This window comes from Deltaproteobacteria bacterium IMCC39524, from assembly GCA_029667085.1.
GTDB lineage: Bacteria > Desulfobacterota > Desulfuromonadia > Desulfuromonadales > BM103 > M0040.
The window spans coordinates 362,656-377,492 of the sequence record JARUHJ010000002.1 but is presented as its reverse complement, the minus strand read 5'-3'; the positions used below and the strand labels follow the sequence as shown (position 1 = coordinate 377,492).

Sequence of the window (14,837 nt, the reverse complement as noted above, 5' to 3'; positions counted from 1 at the left end):
TACAGTCGTGTTATGTCTTTTGGACCTAGGCCAGCAGAGGAGCAATAACCAGTGCGACAACACTCATCAGCTTGATAAGGATGTTCATGGCAGGACCAGACGTATCTTTGAAGGGGTCGCCAACGGTGTCGCCGATAACAGCTGCCTCATGAGCAGTGCCGCCCTTCTTCTCACCTTCAACTTTACCTTGTTCAATATACTTTTTGGCGTTGTCCCATGCGCCACCGCCATTGGACATCATCAGCGCCAGAAGTACACCAGCAAGAGTGGCACCAGCGAGCATGCCGCCGAGCGATTCTTTACCAAGCACGAAGCCGACCAATACTGGAGCAACAACGGCAACCACACCAGGCAGGATCATTTCACGCAGCGCAGCTTTCGCCGAGATGTCGATACATTTCTGCGAATCAGGTTTAACCCCTTCTTTGCCTTCAAGAAGGCCAGGGATTTCACGGAACTGGCGACGAATTTCATCGACCATCGCGCCAGCAGCACGACCAACACTGGTCATGGTCAGCGCACCGATAAAGAACGGTAGAGCACCACCGATAAATAGGCCGATAACAACCTTGGGGTCAATCAGGTTGATTGTTTTGAGGCCAACGGTCGTGGCATAAGCAGAGAAGAGCGCAAGAGCTGTCAATGCGGCAGAACCGATGGCAAAGCCCTTGCCGATAGCTGCAGTGGTATTACCGATGGCATCAAGACCATCGGTGATCTCACGAACGTCAGGACCGAGACCGGCCATTTCAGAGATTCCGCCAGCATTGTCAGCAATCGGGCCGTAAGCGTCGACCGTCATAGTCACACCGACGGTGGCCAACATACCGACAGCCGCGATGCCAATACCGTAAAGTCCGGCAAAATGATTGGCGACAAAAATAGAAGAGCAGATAATCAGGATCGGAATTGCAGTAGACTCAAGACCGACCGCAAGGCCATGAATGATGTTGGTCGCCGGACCGGTTTTGCTGGCCTCGGCAATGCGCAGAACAGGTGCATGAGCAGTATAGTATTCAGTAACCTGACCAATTGCGATGCCTGCCAGGGTACCAGCGAGGATGGCCCAGAAGACACCTGTGGTCAAACCAAGGTGACTAATAAAGAAGAAAGCAGCAATCAGGAAGCCACCAGCGGCAACAAACGTTGTATAATGAAGGGCCTTGGCCGGGTCCATCGACTTGAGAACTTTCATCGAACCGATGCCGATGAAGGAGAAGACCAAACCGATCATCGCCAGACCGAGAGGCAGCAGCATTGCCGCTGACTGCGTATTCAAACCACTGGAGACGGTACCGAGCTTGAGAAGCAATGCAGGGCTTGCCGCTGCGGCAATCGCGATGGTTGCGATAATCGAACCGACATAGGATTCGAAAATATCAGCACCCATACCGGCAGTATCGCCAACGCAATCACCGACATTGTCAGCAATAACGCCGGGGTTACGTGGATCGTCTTCAGGAATACCAGCTTCGACCTTGCCGACCAGGTCTGAACCGACATCAGCAGCCTTGGTGTAGATGCCGCCACCAACACGAGCAAAAAGTGCAATGGAGGAAGCACCCATGGCGAAACCATTGATATATTTGGCTGTTGCAGGATCGCCACCAAACATGATGTAAGCAATGCCGACGCCAACCAGACCAAGGGAAGCCACGGCGAGACCCATGACGGCACCGCCGTTAAAGGAGACCTCTAGAGCCTTAGCCTGACCCGATGCGCGAGCAGCTTCGGTCGTTCTCACGTTAGCGCGAGTCGCTGCCTTCATACCAATGAAGCCGCATGTCATCGAGCAAAGAGCACCACCAAGGAAGGCCAAAGCCGTCTGGATGTTCATGCCCACAGCAATCAAACAAAAGACGATGGCAATAAAGATCGCCAGCACGCGGTATTCACGGCCAAGAAAAGCCATTGCACCGTTATAAATATCGTCGCCGATCTCTTTCATTCTGTCGTTGCCAACAGGTTCAGCCTTGACCACGTTGTACAGGATAATAGCAATCACAAAGCCGACCACACCGAGAATTGGTGCAAACATCTGCAGTTCCATTTTTTTAGTTCCTCTCTTAATCTTTGTGCTGAGTTAAGTAGTTACGCTCAGGTTAATATTTCACGATTGTTATAACTATTCATAGCTTGCTGAGCCCCTTCACGCAAAAACATCTCAAGGGCTTCAGTCGCTACATCTATATATGTTCCGAGCTGTTTACGCTCTGCGGCATTGAATCGGCTCAAGACATGCCCTGAGACGTCACCGCCTCCCGGAGGTCTTCCAACACCCATGCGCAATCTATTGTAACCCGACTCGCCGAGAGCAGAGCCAATACTACGCAGGCCGTTATGCCCGCCATGGCCACCACCAACCTTGACCCGAAGGGAGCCAAAAGCCAGGTCAATTTCGTCGTGAACCACAATCAAATCCCCCGGCTCAACACCGAGGGATTGACAAGCAGGGGCAACGCTTACGCCACTGCGATTCATGAATGTTTGCGGCAACAGGATCGTCACCTCTTCGCCAACCATTCGCCCCACACCATAAAGACCTTGATAACCTTTACGTTTCAGCGCGATGCCGGCTCTGTCTGCCAGACAGTTGGCAACCATAAAGCCAATATTGTGGCGAGTTTCGGCATATTCAATACCAGGGTTGCCCAACCCGACGATCAACTTCAAAAGCGCCTCGCCTACTCTGCGTCAGCAGCCTCTTCAGAGACATCTTCTGTCTCTACGCCCTCTTCTGCCTCTTCATCAACCTCGACTTCTTCAGCCATGCGACCAACAACAGTCAGCACCGTGAAGTTGACATCGTGCTGTGACTCAACACCTTCAGGAAGAGAAAGTTCATCAATATGGACAACATCACCGATATTCAAGGCGGTGACATCAACCTCGATGGAAGTCGGGATATTGGTCGGCAGGCAGTAAACTTCGACCTCATGACGAACCAACTGCAAGGTACCACCTTCAATTTCGCCCTGAGATTTTCCAACAGGCTGCACGGGAACCATGACGGCCAAAGTTTTCTTCAGATCGATCGCCAGAAAATCAATGTGCATGGGATTTCGACGGATCGCATCAATCTGCATATCCTTAAGGATAACAACCAGGCCATCAAATGGGCCATCTCCCTTGAGGGTAATCAGGGTATTCCAGCCAGCTTCGGTGGCAACTGCCTTCTGCAGAGCTTTCGGGTCAAGACGAAGGTTAAGGGCCTCAACGCCTTTTCCATAAACTACTGCAGGCACCAGGCCGTCCTGACGGACCTTGCGAGAGCCGCCCTTACCTATGCGAACTCGCGTTTCTACATTCAGTACCGATTTGGCCATTTATCTATTCCTCCATCCTTGAACTTCTTAATTTAGTTTCTTTATTGGTTTCTGTCACAACTACACGAAAAGTGAGCTAACAGATTCATCACCGTGAATACGACGGATAGCTTCCGCCAAAATATTTGCGACAGAGATCGTCCTGAGTCGTGAACAATTCTTGACCTTTTCATCGGTAGGAATTGTGTTACAGACCAGAACTTCCTTTAGATCGCTTTCGTTGATCCGTTCCAGGGCAGGCCCGGAGAGGACCGCATGGGTTGCCGTAGCATACACATCTCCAGCGCCATGGGCCTTGAGTGCCGCAGCTGCCTGACAAAGGGTGCCGGCCGTATCGATCATGTCATCAACGATGATACAGGTCCGGCCATCGACATCACCGATGATATGCATGACTTCCGAGACGTTGGCGGCGCTGCGACGCTTGTCTATAATCGCAAGACCGGCATTCAACCTTTTAGCGAACGCCCTTGCTCGCTCGGTACCACCCGCATCTGGAGAAACAACCACAAGTTCTTCGGTAAAGCGGGCCTTGACGTCTTCAAGAACAGCAGGGGCCGCATAGAGATGATCAACCGGGATGTTGAAAAAGCCCTGGATCTGGCCCGCGTGCAAATCGACGCAGAGAACCCGTTGCGCACCCGCGGTAGTAATCAGGTCTGCGACCAGTTTGCTGGTGATCGGTGTCCGCGGAGCAACCTTGCGATCCTGTCGAGCATAACCGAAGTAAGGAATAACTGCTGTAATGCGGGCAGCCGACGCTCGTTTCAGGGCATCAATCATAACCAACAGCTCCATCAGGTTATGATTCGCAGGCTGACAGGTCGATTGAACGACAAAAACGTCTCGACCTCGGACGTTTTCGTTAATTTCAACCATAATTTCGCCGTCGGAGAAAGACTTGACGGTTGCCTGGGCTAAAGGCACGGAGAGGTGACGACAAATTTCCTGCGCAAGGGCTGGATTTGCATTACCGGTAAAGATCTTCAGTTCTTTAAACACATCATCACCTGTTTCTCTGGAAACTTCAGGCCATGTCAATGCATGGCCCGTGTCTCAACCCATTATCAATGTAAGCGACCTCCTCAAACATCCGGAGGTAGCAATCTTGCGAGTGGCAGGGGCGACAGGGATCGAACCTGTGAATGCTGGAATCAAAATCCAGTGCCTTACCGCTTGGCGACGCCCCTATTTTTTACTCGGTCCTACAGTGGGTTGACGACCTGCACCCACCAATCTGTTTCCGTTGACAGAACTTTGGCAACTTTTCCCGCCTGGTCTTGATCGTCAAAAACGCCAAAAACTGTCGCCCCGCTACCGGACATGAGCGCCCCGGCAGCACCGCCAGCAAGCAAACGTTCTTTGATCGTCGTGATCACAGGATGACGTTGGCAGGTGACAACTTCGAGATCATTATGCAGCAGACGTACTAAGCCGCTTGTTCTCACGGGAAACCTCGGGATTTTAGCGATTGGCCGAGAGCATGTCAACCCCAAAGTTTTGAAAACCCATGCTGTCGAAACTTCTATACCAGGATTCACCAAAACAAACGTAGTTGGCGGCATTCCGGGCCAGGGTTGCAACCTCTCGCCAACGCCAGTGGCCCAGGCGGAAGACTGATCACAAAGAAAAAAGGGAACGTCTGCTCCGATCGTCACACCGATACTTATCATTTCGCTCTGCGAGAGGTTCACATCCAACATGTCGTTCAGTGCCAAGAGAACCGATGCAGCGTTTGAGGAACCGCCACCCATCCCGGCCGCTGCAGGAATCTTTTTATCAATCCGTACTGCTACACTGCACTCCTCTCCTATATAGGAGAGGAAAAGACGTGCAGCTCGCGCAGCGATATTTTCAACCCCTGGAGAGAGAACTAGCCGTGGACAGCAAACTGTTATCTCAGTCCCGCTGGAGATGGCAATTTCCAGACGATCCTGGATAGCAACCCTCTGCATCAGTGTCGCCAGGTCGTGGTAACCATCTTCGCGGCGACCCGTAACATACAGGCACAGGTTAATCTTTGCCGGTGCGTGAACAACCTTCTTCATGAATGAACCCTATCCAGCATTTAGAATCAAAGACAACCTAGAGTACCCTGCAAACTTGAAACGTCCCTGACCAATACCAACCACAAGATCAACAGTCAAGCAGATCAAGCGTCTCAACTCCTTAAAATATTACACATCTCAATCGTTAAAGTCCTAATACACAATATTTTAATCTTTAGCGCTCATAGGCAGGAAGATAAAGCTCGAGAGCTCACCCTGACAACAAACTGAACCGTCCCCACCATTTTTTTTCACACACAAACAAGCAAATACAAAAAAACGTTTTAACACATATTTCAGCAGCACCTCCGTCTGGCCAATATCCGCCACATAAGGTCAAGATTAGCCACATCGGGACAGGCAATAAACACAACCAAAAGCACACAAGTCCTTGCAAAATGGCCTTTTTGTGCTTGAATGTACAAGTTGCAAACAGTTTTTTAAGAATGGCATCTTCCTTGCGTTAAGATGTTTAGTAAACATCAATTGAAAGTGGCATTCGCCCTTGTTTCACTAACCCCATTATAGGAGGTAAAACAGCATGAAAAAAGCAAAGCGTCTACTCTCTTTGGTCAGTGCAATCGCACTGGTCGCAGCATTTGCACTGCCCACCACGGGCTTCGCAGAAAAAACCCGTCTCGGCTTCGGCGGTGGTCCCGAAGGCGGCACCTTCCAGTACTTCTCAAACGGTATTGCTTCCCGTCTCTCTAAAATGCTGGACAATGTTGAAGTGTCCAACATGGCTTCTGCCGGTTCCGTTGAGAACGCTCGTCGCGTCAACTCAGGTGAAATTGATTTTGGCATCTCATACTCTGGCGACACCTACCTGGCCCGCAATGGCCGCCTGACGAACGACACCAACAAGTATCCCAACATCCATGCTATGGCTTTCCTCTATGGTGCTCCTGCTCACCTGATCGTTCTCGAGAAGAGTGGCATCAACTCGATTGCTGACCTCAAAGGCAAGCGCATCGCTGTTGGCGGCGCTGGCTCAGGTGCAGCTGCTGCCGCACAGCGCTTTTTTGGTGCCATTGGTCTGTGGGACAACATGAATGTTGAGTACATCGGCTACAGCAAAGCTGCTGCAGCGATCGGCGATGGCCTGATCGACGCCATGTGGGTTTTTGCCGGATTCCCCAACAGCTCAGTTATTCAGGCTGCAGCCAGCAACAAGATCAAGATCCTTTCTACTTGGGAAACAGGCGAAAAAGGTGGTGCCTTTGAGGCGTACCCTTTCTACGCACCGATTACTATTCCCGCAGGCACTTACAGTGGCGTTGATTATGATGTTATGTCATTCCAGGATTCCGCTCTTTGGGTTGCCAACAAAGACGTTGCCCCTGAGCATGTCTACAATGCCCTGGCAAACATCTACACCAAAGAAGGTCTCTCCTACATGGTCAAAGTTAAGAGCACAGCCAAAGCTATGTCGGTTAAAGGCGCCCTTACAGGTATCGTGACTCCGGTACATGCCGGCGCACAGAAGTACTGGAAAGAGCAAGGGCTCACGTTGACTGCGGATCAAATGGGTCAATAAGGTTCAAATATTTCTTTTAGTTCGCGAAGCGGGGCCATTCGGCCCCGCTTCTGCACTCTGTGACACTTTCTACAAAATCAGAAGCGACACACATCTCTAACCAGGCAGGTACGCAGAATGGCTATAGAACTCCAGGAAGATTTAAAAGACCTCTCTCCCGCAGAGCAGGAAAAATTAAAAAAATTAATGGAAAAGGATTCCAAGTCCTACCGTTCACCAACCGGCATCTTTAAATGGCTGGTTGCAGTGCTCGGCGGTGGCATGGTTCTATTCTATTTTTACACGGCGGGTTTAGCCGCTGTTGGGACCCAGTATCACCGCGGGGTCTATGTTTTTGTTACCTATGTGTTGGTCTTCCTGCTTTACCCCGCAGGCACGACGAGAATGCGCATTCCGCTTTCTTTAGTCATAGGCAGCATCATTTCTGCCGCGATTGCAGGGCTTGTTTTTTTTGAATCGATTGATGCATTCCATGCTGAGTTAGTAAGTGTCAATATGGGCTTGATAGGCGCTATTCTGTTGGGTGGTGCCGTCATTGGAGCAAGCGCAACCTTTATCGACAGCAGCCTCATGAAGAAATGGCCAAACAATCCAACTCTTTCTGACATCCTTTACGCTTTGACAGCGGCGGGCGTCGTCTACTACTGGATCCATGAATTTGAAGTTCTCAATTACCGGGCTGGCGCAGAGACTCATCTCGATGCCATGATCAGCATCGTCGGGATCGTCCTTTCACTTGAGGTCTGCCGACGAGTTCTTGGCTGGTCGATGACTTTTGTTGGCCTCGGCATGTTTATCTACGGTTATCTCGGGCCCATTTTTCCGGAAATTATCGCCCATCGTGGCTTCGGCATTGAGCGTCTGTGTACCGCACTTTATCTGACAACCAACGGGGTGTTCGGGGTCATGGCCAACGTTTTGGCAACCTACGTCATTCTGTTTATCTTCTTCGGTGCCTTTCTGCACAAATCGGGCGCGGGCAAGTTCTTCATAGACTTTCCCCTGGCATTGGCCGGTCGCAGCACCGGTGGGCCGGCAAAGGTTGCCGTTATTGCCTCTGCTTTCTTTGGTTCGGTTTCCGGCAGCGCTATCGCCAATACAGTTTCCACAGGAGCCTTTACCATACCGCTGATGAAACGGGCCGGCTTCAGGCCCCACGTTGCCGGAGCCATCGAGCCATCTGCGTCAATCGGCGGCATGTTCCTGCCTCCGGTTATGGGCGCCGGCGGCTTCCTGATGGCCGAGCTGACCGAAACATCATATGCCTACATCATGATGATCGCCATCTTCCCTGCCCTGCTCTACTTCTTCTCGGTCTTCTGCATGATTCACTTCGAAGCCAAGAAACAAGGAATCAAGGGGATTGACGACGATGAATTTCCGCACTGGAAGGACGTCTTGAAAAAACAGTGGTATTACTCCCTTCCATTAATCATCATCACGATCCTAATGGTCATAGGAAAATCCCCCGGGATGGCTGCTTTCTGGTCTGCACTCTCATGTATTGTCGTAAGCTGGGTAAGGCAGGACAGGGAAGTCTCGTTCAGGGACAGGTTGATTTTTGTACCTGTTGCGATCCTGTTTATTATGATTGTTGCTCTCGGTTATATCGAGCTTCCGTTTCAAACATTGTTCGGATTTAAAATCCAATTTTTCGTTACTTTGTCAGCAACAATCTGGTGTCTGCTGGTCAGTGCTTTCCGTAAAGACATTTTGATGGATCTGAAAGGTATCTGGGAGGCAATCCTGACCGGCGCCAACAACACCCTGATCATCGGTGCGACACTCGGCGTCATCGGCATTATCGTCGGAACCATTTCCTTAACCGGAATCGGCCTCAAGTTCTCCGACATCATCATCTCGCTGGCCAGTGGTAATCTGCTTGCGGCAATCTTTCTGGTCGCCCTTGCTTCGCTGGTGCTTGGTATGGGAGTTCCGGTCACAGCAGCCTACCTGATCACTGCAGTGTTGGCAGTGCCGCCACTGATGGAAATGGGCGTCCCCTTGCTCTGCGCACACATGATCGTTTACTGGTTCAGCCAGGATTCGAACATTACTCCGCCAGTCTGCGTCGCAGCCTATGCAGGAGCTGCAATTGCCGGATCTGATCCTTGGAAAACCGGCTGGACCAGCTTCAAGTTCGCCAAGCTGCTATATGTCATGCCGATTCTCTTTGCGTTCACTCCGGCAATCCTGTTCCAGCCTCACACGGCAAACGTCAAGGTCCCAACACTCGCCGATGACTTGCCCTTCGCATCGGTGCTCTCTGTTGAGGTTAGAGAGGGAGGCACTATTGTAGCTGGCGACACAGTGGTCAGGATCATGGTTGGTGACGAAATTATCGATATCAAAGCCGAACGTGGTGGCAACGTAACTGAGGTCAAAACCTTCGCTGGCGGCATGGTCAACCCAGGCGAAACTATTATTGAAGCCGTTGATCCTGCGACGGGATGGCAGACAATTTCTTCTTTCTGGTCCGCATTCCTGGGCACGATTGCTTTCTCGGCAACCACCATGATGTTCTGGTTCAGGCGCACCACCATTCCGGAGTGGTTACTTTTAGCCGTCGGCACGCTGTTCCTTTACTGGCCGACTTTGGTGTCAGATGGAATTGGCCTCGTTTTGGTAGGCCTGGTAATCTTCATGCAAATCGCAAAAAACAAGAAAGAGTTTGGCTCTGCCATTGCTCCGTCATAAACAAAGAGGATTAACATGACACGAAACATCAAAAACATTCTCTTCGCAACGGATTTTTCCGATTCATCGCAGCAGGCAGCTGACTATGCTGTAACCCTTGCGCACCTTACTGACGCTAAATTACATGTCCTGCACGTCATAAACGAACTGGATGAGCACCAACGCGTCATGATCCCCAGAGAGGCCTTTCTGGTTCTTGAAAAAGAAGTTGAGGTTCAAGCCGTCAAGGAGCTGGAGAAGTTCTGCAGGGAACAAACGGAAGGGTTGAGCACCGTAACTCATGCCGTCGTTGGCGCCCCATTCAAAGTCATTCTGGAGATGGGAGGCAAGGTGAATGCCGATCTAATCGTTATGGGAACCCATGGTCGCACCGGAATCGAGCATGTGATCGTCGGCAGCACTGCTGAACGAGTCGTCAGGCGGTCTAAGATCCCTGTTCTCACGGTTCGCTGTGAAGACTAAACCCTAACCTTTAAACCTTAAGCAACAAAAAGGCGAAGCTTAATGCTTCGCCTTTTTGTTGCCTTGAAATTGGGCTGTTCTGACAATAAACTTTCCCGATGACGCGAAGCTTTCAGCACGTTTCAGGGCAAACATCTGGCAAGCTTAAGGTAAACCGTGTTCCGCTTTCAGGAGAGGACTCAAAACTCACATCACCGGAGAGGAAGCGTCCAAGAAGTTTCATACTATAGGTTCCAAGACCTCGACCTGAACCTTTTGTGGAAAAATCACGTTGGAAAATACGCTGATGGTAGGAGGCCGAAATAACTGTTGCGTTATGAACCCAGAAGTTGAAGCCGGCAGCGCTTTTATCAACACCCAGAGTCACCGTATAGCCTTCGGGAGACGCCTCCAGTGCATTTTTCACCATATTACCAAGGATACGGCGCAGCAGAGTGGCATCACTGACAAATGACGCCCTGGTCACGTTATCGCCGACTTTCAGGATACGCTTACGGGAAATTTCCTGCCCTTCGTAAAGCTCAATCACATCTTTCAACACATCCAGGCTAGTCAGGACATGGTTGTCCACCTTCAGTTCACCCTTCTCTACCGCCAACAACACGCGCTGGGCATCAATCTCCTCGATAACCTTTTGCGATGCCGACTGAATACGGCGACTCACCATCATAGGATCTACACTCTCATCAATCTCCATAAGTTCTGCAAAGCCTTGAATGCTGGCAACGAGGTTGAGAATATCGTGAAAAAAAGTACGTTCTAAAGCCAAACGTCGACGTTCGTGACTCACATCGGTGCCAGCCAGCACAACAAACTCTTCACCACCAAAACAAAGTGGAGCTGACCAGACTCGCAGTGTCAAGTGCTGAGCGACAATCCCATCACGCTGAGTGAGAGTACACTCTTGGACACTATCCACACCGGACAAACCGGAAAGCATTGCAACCAAAGCCCCGCAGGTCTCACAAGAATCCGTCGTACCACAAACGGCGTCTTTGTCGAGCGCCACATGGCACTGCAGGACATCACCTACCAGCAGGCCAACCAGGCTTTCAGTCTCAGGCCTTCCGGAAAGATGATAGAATGCTCGGTTTGTAAATATGATTTGACGATAGTTGTTGAGTACGAGGACCATCCCCGGCATGACATCCAGCAAGTGCCTGGTTAGGAACGCACCATCGAAAAAGGAGGCCTGATGTTCCAGCTCTTCGTGAGAAGCGAGAGGGACGTCATTGACGAAATCAGGTCTGAGAGAGGGTGCAACGAAAGTCATTACTGGGTCACGCCTCGTCGAAGCAGGTTCCGGCAATCAGAGTCACTGGAGCCTCAAGGTAACTTTTCAGTGAATCGAGGAACTCGGCAGCATCAGCGCCATCAAGAATTCGATGATCGGCGGAGAGGGTGACACGCACCATGGGCGCCACCACCAACTCTTCATGTTCATCAACCACAACTTCACCTTTGACAGTACCAACAGCGAGGACAGCCGCCTGAGGCGGTGTAATAATTGCGACAAAGGACTCGACACCCAACATCCCCATATTGCTGATCGTAAAGGTCCCACCCTCCTGATCTTCATCAGATAGCTGGCCAAGATGTGCCTTTTCTGCAAGGGCCTTGGCAGACTCGCCAAGTTGCTTCAGGGAAAGTTTTTCAACATTTTGAATAACCGGATAGAAGAGGCCACCTTCGGTTGCAACGGCCACAGCCAGGTTTATCTCCTCTTGCTCAACAGCTTCACCGTCGATCCAGTGGCTGTTCACCCAGGGGTGTTCTTTGAGCGCTGCGGAAGAAGCGGCCATAATGAAGTCATTGATCGTAATGCCGAGATCTTTACGAAAACGAATGATATCCGTCATATCAACGGCAACGGTCACAGAAAAATGTGGCTTATTCTGCCAACTCTCAACCATTTTACGTTCAATCAAACGACGAATTCTTACTGCTTTAACACCCTCTGAATCAGTTGCGGTTGATACGGGTGCATCACTATCATGAGTTGACATAGAGACGATCCTTTCATTAATACTGCAAAGAAAGAGTGTCGATAACGAAGACTTCACAGTTATGACATTTGGGAGCTATTGTAAAATAGATAAGAGATTATTACGACTACAAACAACAAGCCTCTTCATCAGTAGCCTGAAGATGTCTGCCAAACGATTCAGCCACACCCATCCTGCAACCTTCGACATCTCACAGTAAGGCTCATGGCTTGAGATGCAAAACGGCCGGATATTTGGCAAAAGAAAAGCCCGGAGCATTCGCCCCGGGCTTAATATCTTGAAACGTACTCAACTCAACCGAGGAACACGTTATGATTACGAGCTCGATTGGCAAGAATTGTAGGATCGACCACCTCACCACATGAACAGCACTTCCATGCGTCAAAAGCACGAACAAAATCGTAATACTTCTCGGCGTACATACGGCCTTTGCACTTGGGACATTTCATCGGTATTGCCTCCTCATGTAATCAATTATAAATACGTCATATTTACTTGCTGTATTTACTAAGTAGACATTACACAAGACGTGCCAATTAAAATTTAATCACGACAGAGACAAAAAAGCCGCCAGCTGCTGTAAAAAATAAGGCTATAAAACGAGGACTTACATGTCACAAAAAAAGATGCGCCACCTTTCGATACTTTTCAAACCAACGCCCTTGACCCTGAGAAGGCCTTCCAAACTCACAAATTCGCCATTTTCCTGACGGTCTAATTCCAACCGTCGCGCCAAAACTTCACCAATGCCTGGCAAAAACTGCCAATCATCGAAACTCATGCGATCGGGGTGCAGGGGAACTCCCATAGACACGCGATGACTGGCGGGCATCCAATCTCGTCTAAAAGAACTGATTTTCTGTTCTTTTTCTATGATTTCAATATTTTCACCCTTTTGAAGAGGGCTGGCCCATTCAAGAGGTCTCAATAAAATATCCTCTACATCTTCATTCGTCAAATCAATGACGCCGGCAGAAAGCAAACCGTCATTAATTTGATACACTCCTGGGACATCGATCTTTCCTGACAACTCAACATAAAAATAATTGTCAGATAAAGGCAAAAAAGCCGGAAAATCATCCACAATGGAAGACTCCCGGCTCAAAAGCAGGAAAAGAAAAACAAACACCGCCGACACAAAGAGTGCTGGCGGCGCCTGAGGAAAAAGCCTAGCCTGCATAATCGCGCATCAGCTTATACTGCAGAGCATCGACCAGTGCGTGATAAGAGGCCTCTATAATATTGTTGCTGACACCAACCGTTCCCCAACGAGAGTTTTTGTCGCCTGATTCGATCAGGACACGCGTCACTGAGGCAGTCCCCTTTCCTGCGGGTAGCACACGCACCTTATAATCGAGGAGTTTAGTCTCTTTCAACTGCGGGTAAAACTGTTCAAGAGCCTTGCGAAGGGCATGATCAAGAGCATTAACGGGTCCGTTGCCTTCGGCAGCCGTATGCTCAATACGACCACCAACCTTGATCTGGATTGTCGCTTCCGAGGTCGGCATCTCATCTTCATGCCGTTTCGTGTCGATAACCCTGAAGCCAATAACCGAGAAGAAGTTACGCAGCTCTCCCATGGCACGTCTCATCAGCAGTTCAAACGATGCCTCCGCGCCCTCAAATTGAAAGCCCTGATTCTCAAGTTTTTTAATATCTTCAAGAATTTCCAGAGTGACAGGGTCTTTGCTGTCCAGATTAATATTAAACTGCTCAGCCTTGGCCAGAATATTTGAACGACCGGACAGGTCTGAAACCAGGATCCGGGTCATATTGCCGATTTTCTCCGGGCGCATATGTTCGTAAGTTTCAGGATGACGTTGAATTGCCGAAACGTGCACCCCCCCTTTGTGAGCAAAAGCAGAGTTACCGACGTAAGGTTGGTGTTTGTTGGGCACCAGGTTGGCAAGTTCGTAGATATAGCGTGAAGTAATACGTAGATTCTGCATCTGCTCATCCGAAACGCAGTCGTGACCCATCTTTAGTCTCAAGGCAGGAATAATCGAGCAGAGGTTGGCGTTACCGCAACGCTCACCAAAGCCATTAATTGTACCCTGAACATGAACAGCACCTTGCTCAACAGCAACAAGGGAGTTCGCAACAGCACACTCACTGTCATTATGGGCATGAATGCCGAGCGGTGTCTTGATACTCTTCTTTACCTGCTTGATAATGCTCGACACTTCGTAAGGCAGAGAGCCGCCGTTGGTGTCGCACATGACAATACAGTCGACACCTGCCTGCTGCGCGGCCTCGAGTGTTTTTATCGCGTATTCAGGGTTGGCCTTGTAACCATCAAAGAAGTGTTCAGCGTCATAAATGACCTCCGGAACATTCTTTTTCAGGTAAGCCAAAGAATCGTAGATCAACTCGAGGTTTTCCTCGAGGCCGATACGCAAGGCTTCGCGCACATGGAAATCCCAGGTCTTACCAAAAATCGTAACAGTATCAGGCTCTGCCTGTATCAGCGTCTGGATGTTGTTGTCTTTATCAGGGGTTGTTTTGGCCCGACGAGTCGAACCAAAAGCCGCAACCTTGGCATGATTGAGGGTGATTTTTTTTACGTCCTTAAAAAAAGCGATATCCTTCGGGTTGGAACCAGGCCAACCGCCCTCAATATAGTCAATGCCGAGTTCGTCAAGCTTCTGTGCAATGCGAATCTTGTCAGCTACAAGAAAAGAAACATCTTCAGCCTGCGTTCCGTCACGCAGCGTTGTGTCGTACAGAAAAACTCTACTCATTCATCCACTCCTGATTACTG

General features: G+C 49.9%; 13 protein-coding genes and 1 tRNA gene. 3 read left to right on the top strand and 11 right to left on the bottom strand.

The features are described 5' to 3' along the window. Positions 1-25: 25 nt before the first annotated feature. The 6 genes from P9J64_07405 to ispE all read right to left on the bottom strand — a co-directional run bounded on the left by P9J64_07405 (position 26) and on the right by ispE (position 5,374). On the bottom strand, positions 26-2,050 hold the full coding sequence (locus P9J64_07405) for a sodium-translocating pyrophosphatase (GenBank protein ID MDG5468148.1): 2,025 nt from the start codon (positions 2,048-2,050) through the stop codon (positions 26-28). A 47-nt stretch (positions 2,051-2,097) separates the two neighbouring features. Further along, positions 2,098-2,673, bottom strand: a complete 576-nt coding sequence (pth, locus tag P9J64_07400; GenBank protein MDG5468147.1) for an aminoacyl-tRNA hydrolase — start codon at positions 2,671-2,673, stop codon at positions 2,098-2,100. Positions 2,674-2,684: 11 nt separating this feature from the next. Then, entirely contained in the window at positions 2,685-3,326 is a 642-nt protein-coding gene (locus P9J64_07395; protein MDG5468146.1) for a 50S ribosomal protein L25, read from the bottom strand. A gap of 60 nt (positions 3,327-3,386) precedes the next feature. Next, entirely contained in the window at positions 3,387-4,328 is a 942-nt protein-coding gene (locus P9J64_07390; protein ID MDG5468145.1) for a ribose-phosphate pyrophosphokinase, read from the bottom strand. Between the two features lie 113 nt (positions 4,329-4,441). Continuing rightward, a tRNA-Gln gene (locus P9J64_07385) sits at positions 4,442-4,516 on the bottom strand. 15 nt (positions 4,517-4,531) lie between these two features. Continuing rightward, positions 4,532-5,374 (bottom strand): 4-(cytidine 5'-diphospho)-2-C-methyl-D-erythritol kinase, encoded by an 843-nt coding sequence (gene ispE, locus P9J64_07380; GenBank protein ID MDG5468144.1) that lies wholly within the window; start codon positions 5,372-5,374, stop codon positions 4,532-4,534. A gap of 541 nt (positions 5,375-5,915) precedes the next feature. Between ispE and P9J64_07375 the strand changes: the two genes are divergently transcribed. The 3 genes from P9J64_07375 (at position 5,916) to P9J64_07365 (ending at position 10,070) form a co-directional block, all read left to right on the top strand. Continuing rightward, positions 5,916-6,911: a TAXI family TRAP transporter solute-binding subunit gene (locus P9J64_07375; GenBank protein MDG5468143.1), complete on the top strand. Its 996-nt coding sequence runs from the start codon at positions 5,916-5,918 to the stop codon at positions 6,909-6,911. Positions 6,912-7,028: 117 nt separating this feature from the next. After that, positions 7,029-9,608: a TRAP transporter fused permease subunit gene (locus P9J64_07370; GenBank protein ID MDG5468142.1), complete on the top strand. Its 2,580-nt coding sequence runs from the start codon at positions 7,029-7,031 to the stop codon at positions 9,606-9,608. A 15-nt stretch (positions 9,609-9,623) separates the two neighbouring features. Beyond that, positions 9,624-10,070: a universal stress protein gene (locus P9J64_07365; GenBank protein ID MDG5468141.1), complete on the top strand. Its 447-nt coding sequence runs from the start codon at positions 9,624-9,626 to the stop codon at positions 10,068-10,070. Between the two features lie 112 nt (positions 10,071-10,182). On the opposite strand, the gene P9J64_07360 is transcribed toward P9J64_07365, so the two are convergent. The 5 genes from P9J64_07360 to cimA all read right to left on the bottom strand — a co-directional run bounded on the left by P9J64_07360 (position 10,183) and on the right by cimA (position 14,817). After that, complete coding sequence (locus P9J64_07360; protein MDG5468140.1) at positions 10,183-11,343, bottom strand: PAS domain-containing sensor histidine kinase; 1,161 nt, start codon at positions 11,341-11,343, stop codon at positions 10,183-10,185. Positions 11,344-11,350: 7 nt separating this feature from the next. After that, positions 11,351-12,076, bottom strand: coding sequence for a 2-oxo acid dehydrogenase subunit E2 (locus P9J64_07355; protein ID MDG5468139.1), 726 nt, complete (start codon positions 12,074-12,076; stop codon positions 11,351-11,353). A gap of 293 nt (positions 12,077-12,369) precedes the next feature. Further along, entirely contained in the window at positions 12,370-12,525 is a 156-nt protein-coding gene (locus tag P9J64_07350; GenBank protein MDG5468138.1) for a hypothetical protein, read from the bottom strand. A 158-nt stretch (positions 12,526-12,683) separates the two neighbouring features. Further along, positions 12,684-13,256: a helix-hairpin-helix domain-containing protein gene (locus P9J64_07345; protein MDG5468137.1), complete on the bottom strand. Its 573-nt coding sequence runs from the start codon at positions 13,254-13,256 to the stop codon at positions 12,684-12,686. Beyond that, positions 13,246-14,817, bottom strand: a complete 1,572-nt coding sequence (cimA, locus tag P9J64_07340) for a citramalate synthase (GenBank protein MDG5468136.1) — start codon at positions 14,815-14,817, stop codon at positions 13,246-13,248. The genes P9J64_07345 and cimA overlap by 11 nt, the downstream gene beginning before the upstream one ends. Between the last annotated feature and the right edge of the window lie 20 nt (positions 14,818-14,837).